The sequence below is a fragment of the Oceaniglobus indicus genome (assembly GCF_002751875.1).
Taxonomy (GTDB): Bacteria; Pseudomonadota; Alphaproteobacteria; order Rhodobacterales; family Rhodobacteraceae; genus Oceaniglobus; species Oceaniglobus indicus.
Genome location: NZ_NMZM01000006.1, coordinates 213685 through 235391, shown reverse-complemented (window position 1 = coordinate 235391; position 21707 = coordinate 213685). Strand labels below are relative to the sequence as shown.

At 65.8% G+C, this 21707-nt stretch carries 20 protein-coding genes and 1 tRNA gene; 11 read left to right on the top strand and 10 right to left on the bottom strand.

Going from position 1 to position 21707, the window contains the following annotated elements; genetic code table 11:
* Positions 1-16: 16 nt before the first annotated feature.
* Positions 17-2029 carry an HAD-IIB family hydrolase gene (locus tag CFP68_RS11690; protein ID WP_241524057.1) on the bottom strand — a complete coding sequence of 671 codons (2013 nt, stop codon included), beginning with the start codon at positions 2027-2029 and terminating at the stop codon, positions 17-19.
* A 242-nt stretch (positions 2030-2271) separates the two neighbouring features.
* On the opposite strand from CFP68_RS11690, the gene CFP68_RS11685 reads away from it, so the two are divergent.
* Complete coding sequence (locus tag CFP68_RS11685) at positions 2272-3432, top strand: glycosyltransferase (protein ID WP_099827093.1); 1161 nt, start codon at positions 2272-2274, stop codon at positions 3430-3432.
* A gap of 249 nt (positions 3433-3681) precedes the next feature.
* Here CFP68_RS11685 and CFP68_RS11680 read toward each other — a convergent pair.
* The 4 genes from CFP68_RS11680 to CFP68_RS11665 form a co-directional block, all read right to left on the bottom strand.
* Positions 3682-3758: transfer RNA gene (locus tag CFP68_RS11680), tRNA-Arg, on the bottom strand.
* An 85-nt stretch (positions 3759-3843) separates the two neighbouring features.
* Positions 3844-5241 carry a sensor histidine kinase gene (locus CFP68_RS11675; RefSeq protein WP_099827092.1) on the bottom strand — a complete coding sequence of 466 codons (1398 nt, stop codon included), beginning with the start codon at positions 5239-5241 and terminating at the stop codon, positions 3844-3846.
* A 28-nt stretch (positions 5242-5269) separates the two neighbouring features.
* Positions 5270-6688, bottom strand: a complete 1419-nt coding sequence (locus CFP68_RS11670) for a dihydrolipoyl dehydrogenase family protein (protein ID WP_099827091.1) — start codon at positions 6686-6688, stop codon at positions 5270-5272.
* A 1-nt stretch (position 6689) separates the two neighbouring features.
* Positions 6690-7433: a TVP38/TMEM64 family protein gene (locus tag CFP68_RS11665; RefSeq protein WP_099827090.1), complete on the bottom strand. Its 744-nt coding sequence runs from the start codon at positions 7431-7433 to the stop codon at positions 6690-6692.
* 288 nt (positions 7434-7721) lie between these two features.
* Between CFP68_RS11665 and rpmH the strand changes: the two genes are divergently transcribed.
* From rpmH to yidD, 3 genes are read left to right on the top strand one after another with little or no spacing between them, the layout of a single operon-like run.
* A complete protein-coding gene (gene rpmH / locus CFP68_RS11660) occupies positions 7722-7859 on the top strand; it encodes a 50S ribosomal protein L34 (protein WP_099827089.1) in 138 nt (45 codons plus the stop codon).
* 10 nt (positions 7860-7869) lie between these two features.
* Positions 7870-8301 (top strand): ribonuclease P protein component, encoded by a 432-nt coding sequence (rnpA, locus tag CFP68_RS11655; RefSeq protein WP_099827088.1) that lies wholly within the window; start codon positions 7870-7872, stop codon positions 8299-8301.
* The gene (yidD, locus tag CFP68_RS11650) at positions 8298-8519 is read left to right on the top strand and encodes a membrane protein insertion efficiency factor YidD (protein ID WP_099827087.1); all 222 of its coding nucleotides are present in this window, start codon (positions 8298-8300) and stop codon (positions 8517-8519) included. The genes rnpA and yidD overlap by 4 nt, the downstream gene beginning before the upstream one ends.
* 164 nt (positions 8520-8683) lie before the next feature.
* Here the strand turns inward: yidD and CFP68_RS11645 are convergent, their stop codons facing one another.
* Genes CFP68_RS11645 through CFP68_RS11635 form a run of 3 tightly spaced genes read right to left on the bottom strand, consistent with a single transcriptional unit; the run spans position 8684 to position 10850 of the window.
* Complete coding sequence (locus tag CFP68_RS11645) at positions 8684-9607, bottom strand: NAD(P)-dependent oxidoreductase (protein ID WP_338152814.1); 924 nt, start codon at positions 9605-9607, stop codon at positions 8684-8686.
* Between the two features lie 36 nt (positions 9608-9643).
* Positions 9644-10291, bottom strand: a complete 648-nt coding sequence (locus CFP68_RS11640) for a ChrR family anti-sigma-E factor (RefSeq protein ID WP_099827085.1) — start codon at positions 10289-10291, stop codon at positions 9644-9646.
* 13 nt (positions 10292-10304) lie between these two features.
* Positions 10305-10850 (bottom strand): sigma-70 family RNA polymerase sigma factor, encoded by a 546-nt coding sequence (locus CFP68_RS11635; protein WP_099827134.1) that lies wholly within the window; start codon positions 10848-10850, stop codon positions 10305-10307.
* A gap of 210 nt (positions 10851-11060) precedes the next feature.
* On the opposite strand from CFP68_RS11635, the gene CFP68_RS11630 reads away from it, so the two are divergent.
* From CFP68_RS11630 to CFP68_RS11610, 5 genes are read left to right on the top strand one after another with little or no spacing between them, the layout of a single operon-like run.
* On the top strand, positions 11061-12350 hold the full coding sequence (locus tag CFP68_RS11630) for an NAD(P)/FAD-dependent oxidoreductase (protein WP_099827084.1): 1290 nt from the start codon (positions 11061-11063) through the stop codon (positions 12348-12350).
* Entirely contained in the window at positions 12347-13105 is a 759-nt protein-coding gene (locus CFP68_RS11625) for a DUF1365 domain-containing protein (protein WP_099827083.1), read from the top strand. The genes CFP68_RS11630 and CFP68_RS11625 overlap by 4 nt, the downstream gene beginning before the upstream one ends.
* 47 nt (positions 13106-13152) lie before the next feature.
* Positions 13153-14337 carry an MFS transporter gene (locus CFP68_RS11620; RefSeq protein WP_099827133.1) on the top strand — a complete coding sequence of 395 codons (1185 nt, stop codon included), beginning with the start codon at positions 13153-13155 and terminating at the stop codon, positions 14335-14337.
* 3 nt (positions 14338-14340) lie between these two features.
* A complete protein-coding gene (locus CFP68_RS11615) occupies positions 14341-14904 on the top strand; it encodes a DUF3833 family protein (RefSeq protein ID WP_099827082.1) in 564 nt (187 codons plus the stop codon).
* On the top strand, positions 14901-15632 hold the full coding sequence (locus tag CFP68_RS11610) for an SDR family NAD(P)-dependent oxidoreductase (protein ID WP_099827081.1): 732 nt from the start codon (positions 14901-14903) through the stop codon (positions 15630-15632). The genes CFP68_RS11615 and CFP68_RS11610 overlap by 4 nt, the downstream gene beginning before the upstream one ends.
* Before the next feature lie 86 nt (positions 15633-15718).
* On the opposite strand, the gene CFP68_RS11605 is transcribed toward CFP68_RS11610, so the two are convergent.
* Positions 15719-16363, bottom strand: a complete 645-nt coding sequence (locus CFP68_RS11605; RefSeq protein ID WP_099827080.1) for a histidine phosphatase family protein — start codon at positions 16361-16363, stop codon at positions 15719-15721.
* Positions 16364-16517: 154 nt separating this feature from the next.
* Here CFP68_RS11605 and fdhF point away from each other — a divergent pair, with 154 nt between their 5' ends.
* A complete protein-coding gene (gene fdhF / locus CFP68_RS11600) occupies positions 16518-19298 on the top strand; it encodes a formate dehydrogenase subunit alpha (protein ID WP_099827079.1) in 2781 nt (926 codons plus the stop codon).
* 79 nt (positions 19299-19377) lie between these two features.
* On the opposite strand, the gene CFP68_RS11595 is transcribed toward fdhF, so the two are convergent.
* Positions 19378-19683, bottom strand: coding sequence for an SHOCT domain-containing protein (locus CFP68_RS11595; RefSeq protein ID WP_099827078.1), 306 nt, complete (start codon positions 19681-19683; stop codon positions 19378-19380).
* A gap of 256 nt (positions 19684-19939) precedes the next feature.
* On the opposite strand from CFP68_RS11595, the gene CFP68_RS11590 reads away from it, so the two are divergent.
* Positions 19940-21655 (top strand): peptidoglycan-binding domain-containing protein, encoded by a 1716-nt coding sequence (locus tag CFP68_RS11590; protein WP_158234161.1) that lies wholly within the window; start codon positions 19940-19942, stop codon positions 21653-21655.
* The last annotated feature ends 52 nt before the right edge of the window (positions 21656-21707 follow it).

Genomic DNA, 21707 nt, shown 5'->3' with positions numbered 1-21707 from the left:
TGGCGGTTGCTTCGCGCTATTCCGCCGCAATCGCGCCGATCCCTTCGGTCTGCGGCCACCAGTCGTCCAAAGCGTCCAGAATACCGGCGGCATGCCGTTGCTTCGAGCGGCGCACATGCGCGCCGCGCAGGTCCGAAAGCTCGGGCAGCGCGTTTGCGGGCACCACGGCACGGCCCGCCCAGGTCAGCAAATCGCGGTCATTGCCGCTATCGCCCGCGGCAAGGCACTGGGCGGCCCCAAGCCCCAGCTTTGCCGCGACATGTGCGGCCGCCGCGGCCTTGCCGGCGCGCACCGGCAGGACATCGATGAAGCGGCCATGTGACGGAATGACGGTGCAGCGCAGTCCGACCCCGTGCAGTGCCTCCTCGAGCCGACGCGCGACATCGGCATCGCCGTGAAATGAAACCTTCCAGCGGCGCTGTTCATGGGCGGGCTGAAGATCCATCCCAAGGCCATGGGCGATCGCGCGGATGCGATCGGGGTGCCAATCGGCCGAGATACACGCGGCATAGGTTTCATCTGGCCGGTATGCCCCTTGGGCGCCGCGCCACCAGACTTCGCTGCCGACCGAGGCGATGATGCATCGCGGCTCGGCCAGGCGCCAGCGGCGCAGCACGCGGCGCGTTTCGCTGATCGACCGCCCGGTTGCCACGACAAGAGGGATGGCCGGCGTGCGGTCCAGCCATTGCGACAGGCGCGCCGCCGCCCCATTATCCCCCGTAAGCGTTCCGTCCATGTCCGACACAAGAAGCCCCGCGGGCGCCGGCCGTTTGCGGCGCCCCTCGAACAGGCCGCAATAGACGTTTTGCACCTCGCCCGCCCAGGTGTCCCATGAGAACAACGCACGGGCGCGCGTGCGGGCGCGGGCGGCATTGGCGGCGCGGCGGGGATCCTCGATCAGATCCAGGCACGCGGCGGCGATGCCCTCGACCGCGTCGGGATCGACGCAGCGCCCGTAGTTGACTGCCGCCAGGATATTTGCCGGACCACCGTTGCGGGTCGCAACGACCGGCACCCCGGCCTGCACCGCCTCGACAATGGTCAGGCCGAACGGCTCGAACCGCGCGGGGTTGACGAAGACCCCGCCATCGGCGGCCAGCGCGTAAAGGCTGCGCACATCCGCGGTGTCATGACGACGCGGCAGCGCGATCTTTCCCCAAAGGTCATGGCGATCGACGAGGTCGAAAAGCGAGGTGGTCACGCGGTCCGCCTCGCTTTGCTCACGACCGATAGATGCCCGCTGGCCCGCCAGGATCACGAGATTTGCCTTGGCTTGCAAGGCGGGAGAACCGGCATACGCGCGCAGCAGGGCGTCGAGGTTCTTCTTGGCCACCGGACGCGCAACCGCAAGCACGATGGGTTTCTCGGGATCGCGCAGCCAGGGTGCAACCAGGCGGCGCGCCCTCGAACTGCTGGCGTTGTCGGACAGATCGACACCCGGGGCGATGTGGAATGTGCGGCCGGCCGCGGCGGCGTCATAGCATGCCAACTGCCGTTCGGCCTCGTCACGCGACGACGCGATCAACGCATGGACGTTGCGAACGGCCGCACGTTCACGTTCCACGCGGCACGGGGCGACTCCGCCCGTCTTTTGCAAGGCCAGAGAATGCGAAGAGAAAACCCACGGGATACCGAACCGCGCATGGGCGCGCTGTGCAAGTTGGGCCGCGTCCGAAAAATGCGCATGAATGACATCGGGGCGCGGTTCCTTGTCGAGAAGGTCCAGGAATGCCGCTTCTAGTTGCGGCAGCTCGGCCTCCAGCGCGGCCTTTTCCAGATAGGCCCGGTTATCGCAGAACAGTCGGAGGATGCGTCGCTTGGGACAAAGCCGCTCCGCGTGTTGCAACCCCTCCATCCCGAATTCGGGCGCATCGAACCCACGGGTCACGATATCGACAGCCGTCACATCGGAACGTCGCGCCTGCGCCCCACTCGCCCCGAGGACATAGGCGATATGACCTCCGGTATCTTCCGTCAGCCCATAGCGCACGGGTGTGGCGGTAAGGCATCCCCCCAAGGCGATGTGCATGATGCGCACGGCAAAGCTCCTCCTTGACCGCGCACCGCAAGTGGCGGCACGCAGGTTGTTTTCTGACTTGCTGGCGTAATCGGCAGATACCGGAACAATGCCCCGCCAAGGCGTCGGTTCCCGCGAAAAATTCGGGAACCAAACGGTGCAGAACGGGATTTGGTGACGACCTGACAGGCAATGTCGCAAGCGCCCCGGTGCAGCGCATTCCGGCGTCACACCGACATCACGGGAAACAGCCTATGCCGCGGCCTTTCGGATTTTTCGTTCACCACCAAGGGCGCGGACACGCACGCCGCTGCGAAGAGATCATCCGCCATCTCGATGACCGGCCGATCACCATACTGTGCGCGGATCGCGACATCTTCGGTGACTTTGATGACCGGATCGAGTTCGTGAAGCTGCCGAATGCCATCGGAGATCCCAGCGCAACCGACGCCCTGCGCGCCCAGATGACCCCCGATGTCGCCCAATGCGTGCCGCTTGGATCCCCCGCATTGAAGGCGAACGCCGAGCTGATCGTTGACTTCTTCCGGCGGCGCAATCCAGGGCTGATGTTCAACGATGTCTCGGTCGAGTGGGCCTTGCTGGCGCGGCTTTGCTCCGTTCCATCGGTCAAGGTCCGCATGCACGGCGACCGCGACGATGCCAGCCACATCGCCGCGTACCAGGCCTGTGTCGGGATGATCGCCCCCTTCCACCCCGACCTCGAACAGGCGGATTATCCCGATTGGGCGCGGGCCAAAACCTTCTATTCGGGCGGATTGTGCACCAGCCTGCAAAGGGTGCCGGACAAGGCCGATGCCCGCCGCAAGCTGAACCTGCCAACGGATCGCCAGATTGTCGTGACCCTTTCGGGGGGCGGTGGAAGCGGTGCGAATTACGCTTCCCTCACGATGGCCGCGCGGGCCTTGCCTGATGCGCTGTGGCTGACCGTCGGGCCGGTGCGCCGCGAAGGGCACGAAACCGAATTTCCCAATCTTCGCCAATGCGGATGGGTCGAGAACGTCATCGACTACATCGCCGCCGCCGATGTCGTCGTGGCCTCGCCCGGCGACAATACCTGCCATGAAATCGCCCGCGTCGGCCGCCCGTTTCTCTGCATTCCGGAATGGCGGTACTACGACGAGCAATCGGCCAAAGGCCGCGCGTTAGCCCGCCTGGGGGTCGCACACGTGCAGACGACCTGGCCCGCCAGCAACGGGCAATGGAAGGATGCGGTGAATGGCGCCTTGGCCGCGGACACGGCCGCGCTCAAGGCGCTCCATGACCCCGAGGCCGCCAGGAAGATCGCCGAGCATTTGATCGCCCTCGACGCCCGATTGTGGGAGGCTGCACAATGTTCGGCGGCGTCGACTTCACCACTGCTGAGGCATGTACCCAGAGCGGTCACCCACGGCTGACTGGTCTTGCGAGGGAAAGCCGATCCGGCAACGCCAACCCGATGTCTGGCACAGCGTGAAGTTCGTTCCGGGAGCGGCACGGAGGCTCTTGGCCAAACGTGGCTTTCGCGATTTGATAAAGTCAGGACTGGTCTGGCTTTACGTTCACAAAGCCTGCTGGGTTAAGCCAATCTGATATCTGAAAAGTCCGGCTTTCGGGTGGCAATCTGTCAAAAAAGCCGGTTTTTCTTGTCATCGACAAATGCGAAATGGCGCGCTGGGGAGGATTCGAACCCCCGACCCCTTGATTCGTAGTCAAGTACTCTATCCAACTGAGCTACCAGCGCGCGGATTGAGGGCGATGTAACGGGCCTGTTCGGGGTTTGCAAGCGGGTATGTCGAAATCCTGCAATGTTTTCGGCCGCCGAAAGCTCAGCTCATTTCGCGGTCGGTCGTTACGATCGTTTTCGGCAGGTGCAGGGCGAACCGGGTGCCCGTGGGGCCGGTATCGACCAGCTCCAGCCGGCCGCCGTGGCCGCGCGCCAGTTCTGCGGCGATGGTCAGCCCCAGGCCGGATCCGCCCTTGCGCGCGCCGCCCTGGAACGCCGTGAACAGGTGGTCGCGCGCGCGGGCGGGCAGGCCGGGGCCGGTGTCGATGATGTCGATCCGCCAGGCATCCTCGGTCTCGCTGGCCGTCACCGAGATCTCGCCCGGTTTGCCGCTGGCCACGATCGCCTGACGGGCGTTGCGGATCAGGTTGGACAGCACGCGGTGCAATTGTTCGGGATCGGCGCGCACCGCCATGCCGACCGGCACATCTTCGGCAAAGCTGAGGTCATGATCCCCGGAGGCGAGCCGTTCGCCGTCCACCACGTCGTGGAGGATCGGCGCCAGCGCCACCCGCGACAGTGCCGGTGGCGGCTCTTCGGCGCGGCCGAAGGCCAGCGTCGATTCACACAGGTTTACCGCGCGGGTGATGGAATTGACCAGTTTCGGTGCCATGCGTTTGACCATCGGATCATCGCTGGCGTCCAGCCGATCGGTGAACAACTGCGCGGTGGTCAGGATGTTGCGCAGGTCATGGCTGACCTTGGCGACGGCACTGCCCAGTTGCGCCAGCCGGTCTTTCTGACGCAGCGCGCCGGTCAGTTGCGTCTGCAGCGTCTGAAGTGTCGCTTCGGCCTCGCGCAGCTCGCGCACGCCGGCCGAGGGTTCGATGATGCGGCGCGTGTCCTCGGGGGCGGCGGCATAGCTGACCATGGCCGCGATCACGCGCTTGATCGGCCGCACCAGAAAGCGTTGCACGGCAAGAAACAACAGGCCCGCCGTCAGCACCGAAATCACCGCCGACAGGATCAGGATCCGCACGCCGTATTCCAGCATCGCCGCGCGCAGGGGGGCCGCGGGCAGCGTGATCTCGATCTGCAGGCCGGCCTGGCGCACCGGAACGCCGATCACGCGCAGCACCCGGTCGCCGGTGTGGATCATGTCGGCAAAGGCATCACGGATCAGTTCGGGCGGCGACGTGTCGCGCAGGTCATAGGTCACCGCCACCGGCGCGGGCAGAGGCGACGACAGCACCAGTTGGCGCACCGCATCGCGCAGCAGGACGACGTTGTAGATCTCGGCATTCTCCAGAAGCTCGGCCTCGAGCTTGGGGTCGATCATCTCGTTGGCGAGCAGGGCGAGGGACGCGATCTGTGCGCGCTCGAGTCGCGAGACGAGATAATCGACACGAAACCGCGCGACCGACGGGACGAAGATCAGCACCTCGGCCAGCATGACGAAAACCGTGGTCAGGACCAGGAACCGTCCTGAAAGCGAATTCATCCCTCGCGGCCCTCCGTCCTGTGCGTGATCACGGCAGGAACCGCTGCACCAGCCCGACCACGCGTTTCACGGCCGGCGTATCAAATAACCGGGGCGAGAAATAGGCCCCCGCCGCGCGCTTGTTGATCTCCGACAGCGTCGGATAGGGCAGCACGGTATTGGCGATGGCGGTCATCTTCTGGCCGTTCGCGAGGGCCATGGCCCACATCGCGATCAGTTCACCCGCCTGCGACCCGGCGATGGTGGCACCGACGGGTTTGCCGCGATTCACCAGAACCTTGATGTGACCCGTGACGCGGCCCTCGGCCACGGCGCGGTCGTTTTCGTCATATTCGAAGCGGACGATCTGGAAATTGCCGCCGAATTTGTCGCGGGCCTGTGCCTCGGTCATGCCGACATGGGCCAGTTCCGGATCGGTGTAGGTCGTCCAGGGCAGATGATGGGTCTTGGCGCGGACGAACGGCAGGCCCAGCACGGCCGAGCGCACGACGATCCCCGCGTGGTAGTTCGCAACATGGGTGAAATGCAGCCCCCCGGCACAATCGCCCACCGCATAGACGCGTCGGTTGGTCGGCGATCTCAGATCCTCGCCCACGGTCACGGCGCGGTCGTGCGCCACCTGTCCCTTGAGCAGGTCCAGCCGGTCGATGTTCACCTTGCGCCCGACGGCGATCAGCAGGTGCGAGCCATGAAAGGTGCCTTTGCCGGTTTCAACGGTGATGTCGCCGTCGTGGCCGCTGATCTTCTCGGCCTCGGTGTGCTCGACGATCTCGATGCCTTCGTCGCGCAGCCGCTCCAGCACGATGGCCGCCATTTCCGGGTCGTCGTGGCCCAGGGCCCGCGAGCCTTCGATCACCGTGACCTTGCAGCCGAGACGGCGATGCGCCTGGGCCATTTCCATCCCGATCGGGCCGCCGCCGACGATCAACAGGTGATCCGGACGCTCGCGCAGCGAAAAGATCGTTTCGTTCGTGTGATACGGCACCCCGTCCAGCCCGTCGATCGGTGGCACCAGGGGGGACGATCCGGTGGCGATGACAAAGCGACGGGCCCGCACGCGTGTCTCGCCCACCTGGATCTCGTCGGGGGAAATGAACCGGGCCCAGTCGCGCAGAACGATGCAGCCCAGCTTTTCGAACCGGTCCTGGCTGTCGACGGGCGCGATGGTTTCGACCACCCGTGCGACGTGATCCTTGGCGGCGGCGTAATCGATCTGTGGCGTCACCGGCGTGATGCCGAATTCACCGCCCGTCGTCATCGCGTGGGCATGACGGGCCGAAGCCAGCAGGGATTTCGACGGAATACAGCCATAGTTCAGGCAATCGCCGCCCATCTTGTGGCCTTCGACCAGAACGACGCGGGCGCCCATCTGCACCGCGCCCGCCGCAACGGAAAGCCCCCCGGACCCGGCACCGATCACGCAGATGTCGGTTTTCAGTTGCTTCATCTCAAAGTCCTTTCGTGCCGCGCACGGCTTTCAATACGATGGGCAGGGCCGCCAATGCACATAGTCCCAGCAATGGCAGCAGGATATGGGGTTCGAAGATCAGACCAAGGTCGGGTGTCTCGCCGCGGGCGAACACCTCGCCCAGTCCGGCCCCGACCGAGGTATAGACGACGGCCCCCGGTATGATGCCCAGAAATGTCGACACCGCAAAGCGCGACAGCGAAACCCCCACCAGCGCCGGCACGATGTTGGCGACAAAGAACGGCACGGCGGGCATCAGGCGAATCAGGAACAGCATCGACCATTGGTTCGCGTCTATGCCCGCCTTGATCCGCTTGACCAACCCGTCGCCGGCCTCCATCCGCGCCGCCAACCTGTCGCCCAGGCCCCAGCGGGCCGCCAGAAACAGGCCGATCGCCCCCAGGGTGGCCCCGATGACATTGAACAGGACGCCGGGAAAAGTGGCGAACAGGAAGCCGCCCGTCAGCGTGGCGATGGTGGCCCCGGGCAGCGAAAAGCCGACGATGACGATATAGGCCGCGATGAAAAACAAAACACTGGCGATGTAATTGGCGTCCCGCAGGGCCAGCAATCGTTCCCGGTTGTCGGCCAGTGCCTGGAAACTCAGCTGATCGCGCAGGAAAATCAGGCCCAGAACGGCGATCAGCGCGATCGCGATCAGGGGCAGGCGCCGGAAGACCGCCTTCGTGCCGCCATCGTCGCGCGGCTTAGTGGTGTCGTTCATGTGGTTCGTCCCGTGCCCTGTTGCGCCCGTCGTCCCGCGATGATGTAACCCGTGGGGCGCGGCGCGTAAGGGGGGTCACGACCCCGTGACAGAACGTGCCGTCAGGGCGGGATCCTGTAACATTGGCCCGGCGCGCGCCGGCGAATGTTTCAGCCGGCGAACGCGCGCATCCGCTGAAGTGGCCTGTTGACTTGGCCGCCTGCGCCCCCTAAAGACCGGGTCTCGCACGGGAGATCCGAATTTCGGGCCGATCCCAAATGCCACGATATGTTCTGACGGAGTTCTGCGATGTCCAAGCGCACCTTTCAACCTTCGAACCTGGTCCGCAAGCGGCGCCACGGCTTCCGCGCCCGCATGGCCACGAAGGCCGGACGCAAGATCATCAACGCACGCCGCGCCCAGGGCCGCAAGTCGCTGAGCGCCTGAGCGATCTGCCATGACGCCGCCGGGGGATGAACCATCCGGCCAGACCGCCAGCGTGCAATCCGCTTTGGCGGTTTCGTCACGTCCGGACGTTCGGCCCAAGACAGACCTCAGCGTGCTGAAAAAGCGCGCCGACTTCCTGCGTGCGGCGCGTGCGCGATACAAACCGGGCCCGGGGTTCGTGCTGCAGGCCCGTCGGCGGGCACCAGACGAAAGCGCCAGCGGCATCCGGGTCGGTTTCACATGCTCGAAAAAGGTCGGCAACGCCGTGGCGCGCAACCGTGCCAAACGCCGCCTGCGTGAAATCGCCCGGCTGATCCTGCCGACAGAAGGCCGGGACGGCTGGGACTATGTGCTGATCGGCCGTCGCACCGATACCGCGACCCGTGATTTCATCGCCCTGCAGAACGATCTGCGCGCCGCGCTTGCGGCGGTCCACCGGTGACGCCATTGGCAAAACTGCTGGCGCTGCCCGTCCGGGGCTATCGCGCGGTGTTCAGCCCTTGGGTGGGATATCATTGCCGCTATCATCCAACCTGTTCGGCCTATGCCCTCGAAGCCTTGCACAGGCACGGGGGCGTCAAGGGCGGTCGGCTGGCCCTCTGGCGAATCGTCCGCTGCAATCCCTGGGGCGGATCGGGGATCGACAACGTTCCGGATTGAAACTGCGCCCGAGCCGGGGCGCCTTTCCGGGCCGACGGCCATGAACGCCATGGCGGGCCGGGGGCTGGGGCCGACCAAACGCCATCGCCGGGATCCGTTCGTTTCGCTGAAACGGCGAGGGGCGAGCAGGGCGGCGATCACCGCCCCGCAACCTGGCGCCCCGTTTACGCTTTCTTTGCGCCGCTGCGTTCGGCGACGTAATCCACCAGCAGGGGCACGTAATCCTCGGGGCCGTCTCCGCCCATGGCCAGGGCCATGGCATAGCTGTTCTTGGCCGCGTTGCCGACCGGATTGGGCATGTTCACGCTGTCGGCCATGGCTTCGACATAGCGCAGATCTTTGACCGCGTTGGTCAGCGTGAACTTGTGGGAATCGCGCTGGCCGGTCAGGGCATAGCCCATGAACGTCTGGTAAAATCCGCAATCCATGCGGCTGCCGCGGATGACCGAATCGAATTGTTCGGTGGTGATGCCGACCTTCGCGGCAAGGGCCAAGGCCTCGGCATACATCGCGCCATAGCCGAGCGACAGGAAGTTGTTCAGCAGCTTCAGCTTGTGTCCGGTTCCCGTCGGCCCAAGATGGATGACCCGCGTGCCGGCCCAGGTTTCCAGCACCGGCTTCAGCCGCGTGAAGACCTCATCGTCGGCGCCGACCATGGCCGACAGCATGCCTTCTTCCGCCTGGATCGGCGTGCCCCCAAGGGGCGCGTCGGCCATGTGGAAGCCGGCGTCGCGCAGCCGGGCGGCGAGCGCGAGCGTCGAGTCGGGTTGGGAGGTCGAGCAATCGACAATGACCGCACCGGGCGCAAGGCTGGGCATCAGTGCGTCGACGATCGCTTCGACCTGGGGCGATCCGGGGGCGCAGATATGCACGATGGTCGATGCGGCGGCCAGGTCGGCCAGGCTGTCGGCCTCGGTCGCGCCCAGCGCGACCAGGTCATCGACGGGGGCGCGGTTGTTATGGGCGATCACCGTCAGGGGATAGCCCGCGGCCAAAAGGTTTTTTGCCATGCCGTGCCCCATGAGGCCCACGCCGACGAAACCGATGCGTTCTTGTGTCATGTCCGATCCTCCGTTTTCGCCGCGAATGTGACGCGGCGTCGCGGGGATCGCAAGGGCGTCGCGTCAGATGCCCAGGAAGGGCTGGGCGATGCGCTGGATCAGACCGTCGAACTTCAGCGGTGCGTCGGTGGCGGCCAGGCAGATGCAATCGACACCGGCCTCGGCCACGGGGTGGTGGTGCAGATCGGCGTTGGCCGTCTCGACGTCGCCGCGGGCAAACCGGTCGTCGGCATCGCGGAACGCTCCCTGCAGCACCAGCGTCAGCTCGGTGCCACGGTGGCCGTGATCGGGCACCGCCGTGCCCGCCGGGATGTTCAGCAGGCGCAGGGTTGCCCCGCCCGCCGTCTTGAGGCGGGCCTGGCGCACGCCGCCGCCCAGGGGGCGCCATCGCACGGCATCGGCATCGCCGCCGACATAGTCGCGCAGCGGTGCGGGAAACACGGCATCCCGGATCCGGGGACGGGCGGGGACATCGGCCGGCGCGGCCTCGATGCGCGCCAGGGTCGCGGTCAGGGCGTCGGATCCCATGGCGCATTCCTCACCCGCGTCGAGCACCGCACCACCCAGCGTTTCATAGGTCTCCAGCAAGACGCGGCAGGTGTCGCACAGGCTGATGTGGGTGGCGATCAGCACGTCGAACGCTTCGGGAAGCGTGCCGGCGGCGTGGGCCATCAGCATCTGTTCGCTCAGGTGATGTTCGATCTTGGTCATCTTCGTCTTTCGTTCACTGCATGGCGTGGCGCAGGCGTTCAAGCGCCAGTCGCAGCCGCGATTTGATGGTGCCAAGGGGCAGGCCGGTGTCCAACGCGATCTGGGTATGGGTCTGGTCGCCGAAATAGGCGCTCTGGATCAGGGCGCGTTGAGTCTCGGGCAGAGTGTCCAGCGCGGTTTTCAAACGCTCTGTTTCCTGTTGCAGCGCGATGGCGTCTTCCGGGGCGGGATCGGCCTCGGGCCCCCAGGGCAGGTCTTCGGGTTCCGGGCGGCGTTGCTTGCGGATCGCGTCGATCCGCTTGTTGCGGGCGATGGTATAGATCCAGGTCGACACCGCGGCGCGCTTGGGGTCGAACAGATGCGCCTTGTGCCACAGGGTTGCCATGACCTCCTGGGCGCATTCCTCGGCCAGGGATTCGCTTGCCCCCGACCCCATGAGGAAGCCTTTCACCCGTGGTGCAAAATGCGCAAAGACAGCCGCGAATGCCGCCCGGTCGCGATGATCGCGAATGCGGATGACATAGGCGGTCCAGTCGGCGGGATCCTTGGGCGCGGTCATGACATATCGATCCGGTTCGGCCGCGCCATCGTCCACCCGTGAAACCGGGGGCGCCGTGGCGGCAGGGGTGCGCGCAAAGGATAGATCGACATTGGTCATGGTGCAAATACGTTGCCATGGCCGAACCGGATCACCGCGGCGGGACAAACATTTTGATCCGTCCCGGCGCGCTTGCGTATCTAGATGACACGCTTTTGCTCACGAGGTTCCATGCCGTTCGAAACCAACCAGACCCCGCCGCGCCGCGTTGCCGTGATCGGCGGTGGCATTTCCGGCATGGGGGCCGCTCACGCCCTGGCCCGCAATCATCACGTCGTCCTGTTCGAGGCCGAGCCGCGGCTGGGCGGACATGCCCGCACCGTCATCGCCGGAAAGCGCGGCGATCAGCCGGTGGATACCGGTTTCATCGTGTTCAACCGCGTCAATTATCCGAACATGGTCAAGCTGTTCGAGGATCTCGACGTGCCGATCGCCGCCAGCGACATGGGGTTCGGTGCCTCCTTTGGCGGGGGTCAGTTCGAATACGCCCTGCGCAACATCGACACCCTGTTCGCGCAGCGTCGGAATGCCTTCAATCCGGCGTATCTGCGGATGCTGGCGGATATCCACCGCTTCAACACCCGGGCCGTAAGCCTGGCCGACGATCCCGGCCAGACCATCGGACAGTTCCTGGATCGCCTGGGGACCGGCCCCTGGTTCCGCGATCGTTACATCCTGCCGTTGTCCGGCGCGATCTGGTCGACGCCGAAGGAAGGCATCCTCGACTTTCCGGCGCACGCCCTGATCCGGTTCTTCAAGAACCATGCGCTGCTGGGGGCGACGGGGCAGCATCCGTGGTTCACCGTGCGCGGCGGATCGGTCGAATACGTCCGGCGGCTGGAAGCGTCGCTGGCCGCGCGGGGTGTCGATCTGCGCACCGGCACGCCCGTGGCCGAGGTGCGGCGCACCGTCGCGGGGTGCGAGGTGACGGTGGCGGGGCAGGGGGCCGAGCCGTTCGACGACGTGATCTTCGCCACCCATTCCGATCAAAGCCTGGCGATGCTGGCCGATCCGACGCCCACCGAACGCGCCGCGTTGTCCGCCGTGCGGTATCAGCCGAACCGCGCCGTGCTTCACGCAGACACGTCGATGATGCCAAGGCGGCGCCGCGCCTGGGCCTCGTGGGTCTATACCGAGGCGGCCGAGCGCAAATCGGACCGGATCGACCTGACATACTGGATGAATTCGCTGCAGCCGATCCCGAAGGACGATCCGCTGTTCGTGACACTGAACGCGCAACGCGATATCAATCCGGCGCTGATCCACGATGAGGTCGATTTCATGCATCCCGTCTATGACCTGGCCGCGCTGGCCGCCCAGGACACGATCCGTGCCATCAACGGCCAGCAGGGCACATGGTTCTGCGGTGCCTGGATGCGCAACGGGTTTCACGAGGACGGCCTGGCCAGCGCATACGAGGTGGCCGACGCGCTGAATCTGCGGCCGGCTGTCGCGGCTTGACCCGGCGCGTCGATCATATCGACGGATCGACGTTCCACGGACGGCGGGGCGCGGTGAAGAACGCCTTCTCCTATACCATCGACTATGTGCTGCTGGACGCCGAGGCCGAGGTGTCCGCGCCGTCGCTGTTCGGCCGCAACCGGCGTGCGCTGATGTCGCTGTGGGACGTTGACCACGGCGGTGCGCCCAAGGCGGGCCACGGCGCGGCCGAGGTGCGCCGGACGCTGGACGCGCTGGGCGTGCCGGCGCCGGCGCGGATCGAACTTCTGGCGCAACCCCGGGTGCTGGGCCATGTTTTCAATCCGGTCAGCTTCTGGCTGATGCGGGATGGTGACGATGGGTTGTTCGCGGTGATCGCCGAGGTGTCGAACACCTTCGGCGACCGCCATTCCTATCTGTGCCATCATCCGGATTATCGCCCGATTACGCGGCGCGACCGGCTGGAGGCGGTAAAATGTTTCCACGTCTCGCCGTTTCAGGACGTGGCGGGGGGCTATCGCTTCCGCTTTGACATCTCAGACGACAAGGTCGGCGTCTGGATCGACTTCGATGCCGGCGGCAACGGAGTGTATGCCACGCTGACCGGCAGGCGGCGCGCGCTGAGCAACGCCGCGATCCTGCGGTCCTGTCTGCGCCGGCCGTTCGGGTCGCGCCGGGTGCTGGGCCTGATCCACTGGCAGGCGCTGAAGCTGTGGTGGAAAGGCGCCGGTTATCGCCCCCGTCCCGAACCGCCGCAGGACAAGATCAGCCGTTGAAGGGACGACCGGACATCGGACTGGCGCGTTATTCCGTGTTTGCCGCGATGCTGGCAAGCGCGGGCCTGCCGATCTATATCCACGCGCCCAAGTTCTATGTCGACAGCTATGGTGTCGGGCTGGCCACCCTGGGCGGCGTGCTTGCCGTGCTGCGGCTGATCGATGTCGTCCAGGACCCCCTTCTGGGGTGGCTGGCGGGACGGCTGCGCCGTTGGCGGGCCGTGTCGGTGGCGGCCGCCGCGGCGCTGATGGCCGTGTCCATGGCCGGATTGTTCGCGGTGCCGCCGATGCTGGCGCCCGCGCTGTGGTTCGCACTGACCCTTGCCGGCTTGTTCACCGGATTCAGCTATCTGACCATCGTGTTCTATGCCCAAGGGGTAATCCGGGCCGAGGGCATCGGCGCGACGGGGCACGTGCGGCTTGCCACCTGGCGCGAGACGGGCGCGTTGCTGGGGGTTTGCGCCGCCGCAATCGCGCCACCGCTTCTGGCGGAAACCGGCGGTGCGCCGTTCACCCTGTTCGTCGTGGCCTTTGGCGGCTTGGCCCTGGTGGGCGTTCTGCTGATGGCGCGCGAATGGCGCGACACGGCCTTGGCCGACGGTCAGTCCGGGCTGCGCGTGGTGTTGCGCGATGGTCTGGCGCGGCGCCTTTTGCTGATCGCGCTGCTGAATGCCACGCCGGTTGCCGTCACATCGACCCTGTTCCTGTTTTTCGTGGAAAGCGTCGTGAAAGCGCCGGGGTGGGAAGGGCCGTTCCTGATGCTGTTCTTCGTGTCGGCCGCGGCTTCGGCGCCGCTCTGGGGGCGGATGGCGGCGCGCACCGGACCGAAGCACGCATTGCTTGCGGGCATGGCGCTGGCCGTCGTGGCCTTCAGCTTTGCCGCGTTCATCGGCGCCGGCCAGATGGCCGCCTTTGCCGCGATCTGTATCGTGTCGGGGGCCGCGCTGGGGGCCGATCTGACGCTGCTGCCGGCAATCTTCGCCACCCGCATGGCGCGGATCGCACCGGGGGCCGAACAGGGCTTCGGGTTGTGGTCCTTCGTGACGAAACTCACGCTGACCCTTGCGGCGATCACATTGTTGCCAGTTCTGGACCATTCGGGCTTCGTGTCCGGAACAAACAACACCGCCGATGCGCTGATGACACTGACGCTTCTCTACGCGGTTGTGCCTTGCGGTCTGAAGCTTCTTGCCATCGCGCTGCTTGCCACGACGCAAATCAGGAGGGATTGAACCATCACTACCGTCTTGCTCCTTGCCTTGGGTGCCGCGATTGTCGCGGCCGTTGTCGCCATTCGTGTGTACCTGTTGTCGTTCCGCGCCCAGCGCATCGATGATTATGTCGGTCTGGCGCCCGAGTTCGATCTGCGTCGCCAACTGAACGGCCCCCTGATCTGCGAAGGCGTGATCTTCGGGCCGGGCGGACGGGTGTCGTCGCGGTTCACCGCGCGGATGGTCGGGGACTGGAGCGGCAATTCCGGTGTGCTGCGTCAGGATTTTCTTTACGACAACGGCGAGACCCAGGAACGGGCGTGGCATCTGGAACTCGGCCCCGACGGCAGCATCGATGCGCGTGCCGACGACGTGCCGGGCACGGCCAAGGGTGGCCAAGGCGGCCCGGCGGTGCACCTGAAATACCCGATCCGTTTGCCGAAGGAGGCGGGCGGCCATGTGCTCGGCGCGACGGACTGGATGTATCTGGTCGAAGACGGCAGCATCATCAATCGCAGCCAGTTCCGCAAGTTCGGCTTCAAGGTCGCGGAACTGATTGCCACCATACGACGTGAGGAGACGACATGAGAGACTGGACCGGCAAGCGCTACTGGATCGTCGGGGCATCCGAAGGATTGGGGCGCGCGGTTGCACAACGGCTGAGCGCGCGGGGCGCCGAGGTCATCCTGAGCGCGCGCAGTACCGACCGGCTGGAGGATCTGGCGGCGTCCCTGCCCGGCAAGGCCAGTGTCGTGGCGATCGATGTGGCGAACGCGGCCAGCGTCGCCGACGCCTTCGCCAAGGTTGGCGATTTCGACGGTCTGGTGTTCCTGGCCGGGGTCTATTGGCCGCAGAGCGCGGTTGATTGGAACGCCGAACAGGTAAACAAGATGTTCGATGTCAACCTGACCGGGGCCGCACGGGTGCTGGGCCACGTCGTGCCGGCTATGGTGGCCAAGGGGTCGGGGCATATCGTTCTGACCGGCTCGATCTCGGGCTACCGCGGTTTGCCCGGGGCCATCGGATACGGCGCCAGCAAGGCCGGCATCATGTATCTGGCCCAGCAGATGCACGGCGAACTTGGCCCCAGAGGCATCGATGTGCAGCTGGTCAACCCCGGCTTCATCAAGACGCGCCTGACGGAAAAGAACGATTTCAAGATGCCGTTCATCATGGAGCCGGAAGAAGCCGCCGCCGAGGTCGTGGACCACATGCAGGGCGAACGCTTCGCGGCGAACTTCCCGCTGGGCTTCTCGCTGGTGTTCCGCCTGTCGCGCCTCCTGCCCGCGTGGCTGTATTACCGCCTGTTTTTCTGAGCGTCGGGGGTTGGTGCGGCGGATCGTGCCGCCGCGTGATCGCCGGCGCAGGGCGGTGCGCGGTCAGCGCCTGCGCCGGACGGCGTTCAATACGTCGTTCTTGCCGCCGCCCTGTCGGCGCGGTCCAGATGCGGGGTGGCGTTGAAGCCGGACAGGATCATCGCGTCGTCACGGATCCACAGCCGATGCACCGACGTGTTGCGGATCGGCAACAGGACATGGGCCAGCCGCGTGGGGTCGAGCTGAAGGATGTGGCGCATGACCATGCCGATCACCCCGCCCGATGTGATGCACAGTACGCGGCGCCCTTCGGTGGCGGCTTCGGTCAGGGCGGCGGTGATACGGGATTCGAACGCGGCGAACGTCTCGTTTCCCATGATCTGGGCGTCGTGCCAGGCGTTCATCACCTGCGGCACATGGGCCGCGAATTCGTCGGGGCCGGGGAAGGGCACGCCGTGCGACGCCTCGAGCGCATGACCGAGGTTGAAATAATCCATCTCGTTCAGGCGGGGATCTTCGTGCCGTTCGCCCGCACCCATGGCGTCCGCCGTCTGGTGATGACGGTTGAGCGAGCCGCAGAACGTGTCGTCGAACACCTCGCCCTGGTCGCGGAACCAGTCGCCCAGCCATTCGGCCTGGCGGTGGCCCAGATCGGACAGACGGTCATAGTCGGCTTCGGTCTTGGCGGCCGAATTGGCCTGACCGTGGCGGACAAGAACGATTTCACCCATGGTGACCCCCTGAATTCGGTCGGATCGGGATAGGGCGGCATGGCGCAAGATGCAACGTGGGGATGTGGCGCAAACGTGTGCCATGGTGTCGTGACGAAGGCGCGCCCCTCGGTCTATCCTGCGCTAGAACGGCTGTGACATCGGGAGACAGGCCATGACGGAAACGGTTCGCTTCACACTGGACGGCAACACGGTCGAGGCCGCGCCGGGCGAGACGATCTGGCAGGTGGCCAAGCGTCACGGCACCACGATCCCGCACCTGTGCCACCGCGACGTGAAGGGATACCGTGCCGACGGCAATTGCCGCGCCTGCATGGTTGAAATCGACGGCGAACGGGTTCTGGCGGCGTCGTGCATCCGGGTGCCGACGGATGGCATGGTGGTGTCGTCGCAGGGCGCACGCGAGGTCAAGGCCCGCCGCATGGTGATGGAAATGCTGGTGGCCGATCAGCCCGCGCCGGACGTGGCCCACGACAGATCCGCGCCGTTCTGGGACATGGCTGCGCAGCAAGGTGTCACCGAATCGCGTTTCCCGAAACTGGAACCGGCGCGCGTGCCGTTGCTGGACGATTCGCACATCGCGATGTCGGTGAACCTGGACGCCTGCATCCAGTGCGGGCTGTGCGTGCGTGCGTGTCGCGAGGTTCAGGTGAACGACGTGATCGGCATGGCGGGTCGCGGACACGATGCTTTTCCGGTGTTCGACATGGCCGATCCCATGGGCGAATCGACCTGTGTGGCCTGCGGCGAATGCGTGCAGGCCTGCCCGACGGGCGCGTTGATGCCCGCGTCGGTGGTGAACGACGCGCAGGTCGGGGACCGCGCGGATTTCGACAGCGAAACCAAAAGCATCTGCCCGTTCTGCGGCGTCGGCTGTCAGGTGTCGGTCAAGGTGAAGGACGGCAAGGTAAAGTATGTCGAAGGCATCAACGGCCCTGCCAACGAGGGGCGCTTGTGCGTCAAGGGGCGGTTCGGCTTCGACTACATCCACCATCCGCACCGCCTGACCAAACCCCTGATCCGGCGGGACGATGCGCCGGAAAAGGGGCTGAACGTCGATCCGGGCAATCCGTTCACCCATTTCCGCGAGGCGACCTGGGAAGAGGCATTGGACAAGGCTGCCCACGGTCTGTCGGACCTGCGCAGCTATTACGGCGGGCGCACGGTGGCCGGGTTCGGATCGGCCAAGTGCACCAACGAAGAAGCGTATCTGTTCCAGAAGTTCATCCGCCAGGGGTTTGGCCACAACAACGTCGATCACTGCACCCGCCTGTGCCACGCCTCGTCGGTGGCGGCGCTGATGGAGAACGTCGGATCGGGCGCGGTCACGGCCACGTTCAACGAGATCGAGAACGCCGATTGCGCCATCGTGATCGGCGCCAACCCGACCGAAAACCACCCCGTCGCCGCCACCTATTTCAAACAGTTCGCCAAGCGCGGCGGCACCCTGATGGTGATGGATCCGCGCGGCCAGGCGTTGAAGCGGTATGCGAAACACATGCTGCAATTTCGCCCCGGCACCGATGTCGCGCTGCTGAACGCCATCATGAACGTGATCGTCGAGGAAAAGCTGTATGACCGGCAGTATATCGAGGGGTTCACCGAAGGCTTTTTCGAGTTCCGCGACCATATCCGGGCGTTCACCCCGGAACGCATGTCCGAATTGTGCGGCGTGACGCCCGAGGTGATCCGCGACGTCGCGCGCACCTATGCCGGGGCCAGCCGCGCGATGATCTTCTGGGGCATGGGCGTGTCGCAGCACATCCATGGCACCGACAACGCGCGCTGCCTGATCACGCTGGCGCTGTTGTGCGGTCAGATCGGGCGTCCGGGCACCGGGTTGCACCCGCTGCGCGGCCAGAACAACGTGCAAGGCGCGTCGGATGCCGGCCTGATCCCGCAGTTCCTGCCGGATTACCAGTCTGTGACCGACGGCGAGGTGCGCGAGCTGTTCCGCCACATCTGGAAAGGCACGGCGATCGACGGACAGCCCGGCCTGACCGTGGTCGAGATTATCGACGCCATTTACCGGCGCGAGATCAAGGGGATGTATATCCTTGGTGAAAACCCGGCGATGTCGGATCCTGACGTCGAACATGCCAGAAAGGCGCTGGCGCAACTGGATCACCTGGTGGTGCAGGACATCTTCCTGACCGAAACGGCCAACTTCGCCGATGTGATCCTGCCCGCCGCCGCGTTTCCGGAAAAGAACGGCACGGTGACGAACACGAACCGGCAGGTGCAGATGGGCCGCGCCGCCGTGACCCCTCCGGGCGAGGCGCGCGAGGACTGGCGCGTGATCGTCGATCTGGCGCGGCGCGTGGGTCTGGATTGGGATTACGACGGGCCGCGGTCGATCTTCGACGAGATGAAGATGTCCATGCGCTCGCTGCATCACATCACCTGGAACCGGCTGGAAAAGGAAGGTGCCGTCACTTATCCCGTGCTGGGCCCGGACCAGCCCGGCGAGGCGGTGGTGTTCGGCGACGGTTTCCCGCGCCGTGCAGGCCGCGCCAAGATGACCCCGGCGCGCGTGACCCCCCCGGCCGAGACCCCGAACGAGGATTACCCGATGATCCTGATCACGGGGCGGCAGCTGGAACATTGGCACACGGGCGCGATGACCCGGCGGGCATCGGTCCTGGACGCGATGGAGCCCGAGGCGAATTGTTCGCTGCACCCCAGGACGCTGCGCCGCTTGGGCGTGGTGGCCGGTGACACGGTGCGGCTGACCACGCGGCGCGGCACGCTGGACGTGATGGCGCGGGCGGATCGCGCGGTGGCCGAGGACACGGTGTTCCTGCCCTTCGCCTATGTCGAGGCGGCGGCCAACATCCTGACCAACTCCGCCCTGGACCCGTTCGGCAAGATCCCTGAATTCAAGTATTCCGCGGTGCGGGTGGAAAACCCGGGAACAGGGTCGCGCCCAAGTTAGCGCCCCCAGGCGGCTGTTGCGCTGGGATCGACGTGGGAGCCTCCGGCGGGAGTATTTCAGGCAAGAAAAAACCGGGCGCTCAGTGCCCGTCACGCCGATGATACTGGGCGATGACGATGGCGGCCAAAACGGTCACGGCCAAGGTAAGGGACAGCATCGCCGGAATGCCCAGAGCGAAGACCGCCAGGCCCAGAATGATCGGCGGCAGCAGACATGCGGCAAGCGCCGTCATTGTATGGATCATGGCGGTCACGGCGGGATCCTCGGTCTGGGCATCGGGCACCTCGTTCAGGATGGCGCGCTTGGCGGCGGTATATTCCGCATCGCTGAGGGTGCCATTGCGGTGCAGACGGGTCAGCGTCTCGATTTCCTTGAGCAGGGCCATGGACGGATCCTTCGTTTCATCGCCTCCGAGGATGGGTGCGAATCGCGGCGGAAACCAGGCGGCCTGCTGTCAAAATACTTATTGATTAACAATTGGTTAATTCTATGGCGGCAATTGACACGAACCTGTGGGTGTCATGCGGTTATCGGATAACCTAGGCTGGTTCTTGCATGACCCGACGATCACGACCGATCATCATCCCGGGCGCGATCCGAGACGACCCAGGCGCGCCGGTCAAGGAAAAAGGGGAAAGCCGATGGCATGTGGCAAATGGACGGGGCCGGTCCTGACCGGCGTTCTGGCGGTGTGGACCTCGATCGCGCAGGCCGAAGATGTGGCGATGATCGTGACAAACGCGACCGAGGGTGAGGCGGCGGCGGCCATGCTTGCCGCGTCGGACCGCCTGGACGATGCCGGCGTCGCCGTCGTGTCGGGCACGGGGCGCGACAGCGACCAGATGCGCGCGATGCTGGGACAGGTCGAACAGATGGCGCCCTCGGCCGATGGTCTGGCCATTTTCCTGAGCGGCCGCTTTGTCCATTCGCGGACCGAGACCTTTTTCCTGCCCAAGGGCGCCGAGAGCGCGGGGCTGAGTGCCCTGGGGCGGGACAGCTTGCCGTTGTCGTCGGTTCTTGCACTGCTGGCGCAGGTGCCGGGGCGCGCGGTGCTGGGCCTGGCGCCCGAGCCGCAGGAGCGCACCGACCTGGGCCGGTATCTTGCTGACGGACCGGGCGATCTGGACTTGCCGCAGGGGGTGACGCTGGTCATCGGGACGGCGCCGGACATGGCGCGCCTGATCCGTGGCGCGGTGGCCGTGCGGGGTGCGTCGCTGGTGCAGCGGGCCGAGGATATCGACGGTCTGACGGTCAGCGGCTTTGCGCCGCGCGGGTTGGCGTTTCTTCCGGCAGACGGCGAAACCGCCAGCGGCGCCGACATCGATGCCCTGCGCCGGAGAGCCGACCGCGCCGAAGCGGAAGCCAGCCAGCAGCGTGAGGCGGCCCTTGCCGCGCGCGCCCGCTTGGCCGCCGCCGACGCAAGGCTTTGGCAGGCGGCGCGCGATGACGACGATGCGCCGGGGTATCGGCGATACCTCGACGCCTTCCCCGATGGCGACCACGCGGCGGCCGCCCGTCGTGCCCTGAACCAGATCAGGGACGAACCGTTGCGCGGTGCCCGCCTCACCGAAGAAGCCCTGAAGCTGAGTCGGGATCAACGGCGGCGGATCCAGCGCGACCTGACCGCACTGGATTTCAATACCCGTGGCGTTGACGGGATTTTCGGAAACGGCACCCGGACCGCGATCCGATCCTGGCAGGAGTTGCGCGATCTGCCGGTGACCGGATATCTGGATGCACCGCAAATCCGCCGGCTACGCGCCGAGGCGACCGAGCGGGCCAATGCAGAGGCGGCCAAACAGGAACGCGAGCGTGCGGAACGACTGCGTGAGGAACGCCAATTCTGGAGGCGCAACGGCGCCGGTGGTGGCGAAGCGGGGCTGCGCCGGTATCTGGAGCGTTATCCCGAGGGAGAGTTCGCCCGTGAGGCCCGCCAGGCCCTGGCCGGGATCGAAGCCGAGCGCACATCGCAGGCCGAGCGTTTGGCGTGGCGCGATGCGACCCAGCGCAATACCATCGAGGGATACCGCAGCTTTCTGCGCGACTTTCCCGACAGCAGTTACGGCGACAACGCACGGGCGCGCCTTCGCGGTCTCGAAGGGCAGGGCGGCGACACCAAGAAGGCCGAGGCCGAGGAAAACGCGCTGGGCCTGACGCCGATCCTGCGCCGCACGGTCGAAATGCGCTTGAAGGCAATGGGAATCGATCCGGGGCCGGTGGACGGCGTGTTCGACCGTCAGACCCGGCAGGCGATCCGGTTGTATCAGCAAAACGCCCAACTGGCGCAGACGGGATACATGAACCGCGAAACCGCCGTTCGCCTGCTGGCCGATTCCATGCGCTCGATCCTGCAATGACCGGCAGGACGGGCGCGGATCTCGAGACATGAAAAACCGCCTGTCCCAAGGG

Bases quoted from the DNA above. Each gene is read 5' to 3' on its own strand.
- CFP68_RS11690 (WP_241524057.1), bottom strand. From the start codon at position 2,029: ATGCACATCGCCTTGGGGGGATGCCTTACCGCCACACCCGTGCGCTAT.
- CFP68_RS11685 (WP_099827093.1), top strand. From the start codon at position 2,272: ATGCCGCGGCCTTTCGGATTTTTCGTTCACCACCAAGGGCGCGGACAC.
- CFP68_RS11675 (WP_099827092.1), bottom strand. From the start codon at position 5,241: ATGAATTCGCTTTCAGGACGGTTCCTGGTCCTGACCACGGTTTTCGTC.
- CFP68_RS11670 (WP_099827091.1), bottom strand. From the start codon at position 6,688: ATGAAGCAACTGAAAACCGACATCTGCGTGATCGGTGCCGGGTCCGGG.
- CFP68_RS11665 (WP_099827090.1), bottom strand. From the start codon at position 7,433: ATGAACGACACCACTAAGCCGCGCGACGATGGCGGCACGAAGGCGGTC.
- rpmH (WP_099827089.1), top strand. From the start codon at position 7,722: ATGTCCAAGCGCACCTTTCAACCTTCGAACCTGGTCCGCAAGCGGCGC.
- rnpA (WP_099827088.1), top strand. From the start codon at position 7,870: ATGACGCCGCCGGGGGATGAACCATCCGGCCAGACCGCCAGCGTGCAA.
- CFP68_RS11640 (WP_099827085.1), bottom strand. From the start codon at position 10,291: ATGACCAAGATCGAACATCACCTGAGCGAACAGATGCTGATGGCCCAC.
- CFP68_RS11635 (WP_099827134.1), bottom strand. From the start codon at position 10,850: ATGACCGCGCCCAAGGATCCCGCCGACTGGACCGCCTATGTCATCCGC.
- CFP68_RS11630 (WP_099827084.1), top strand. From the start codon at position 11,061: ATGCCGTTCGAAACCAACCAGACCCCGCCGCGCCGCGTTGCCGTGATC.
- CFP68_RS11620 (WP_099827133.1), top strand. From the start codon at position 13,153: ATGCTGGCAAGCGCGGGCCTGCCGATCTATATCCACGCGCCCAAGTTC.
- CFP68_RS11610 (WP_099827081.1), top strand. From the start codon at position 14,901: ATGAGAGACTGGACCGGCAAGCGCTACTGGATCGTCGGGGCATCCGAA.
- CFP68_RS11605 (WP_099827080.1), bottom strand. From the start codon at position 16,363: ATGGGTGAAATCGTTCTTGTCCGCCACGGTCAGGCCAATTCGGCCGCC.
- fdhF (WP_099827079.1), top strand. From the start codon at position 16,518: ATGACGGAAACGGTTCGCTTCACACTGGACGGCAACACGGTCGAGGCC.
- CFP68_RS11595 (WP_099827078.1), bottom strand. From the start codon at position 19,683: ATGGCCCTGCTCAAGGAAATCGAGACGCTGACCCGTCTGCACCGCAAT.
- CFP68_RS11590 (WP_158234161.1), top strand. From the start codon at position 19,940: ATGGCATGTGGCAAATGGACGGGGCCGGTCCTGACCGGCGTTCTGGCG.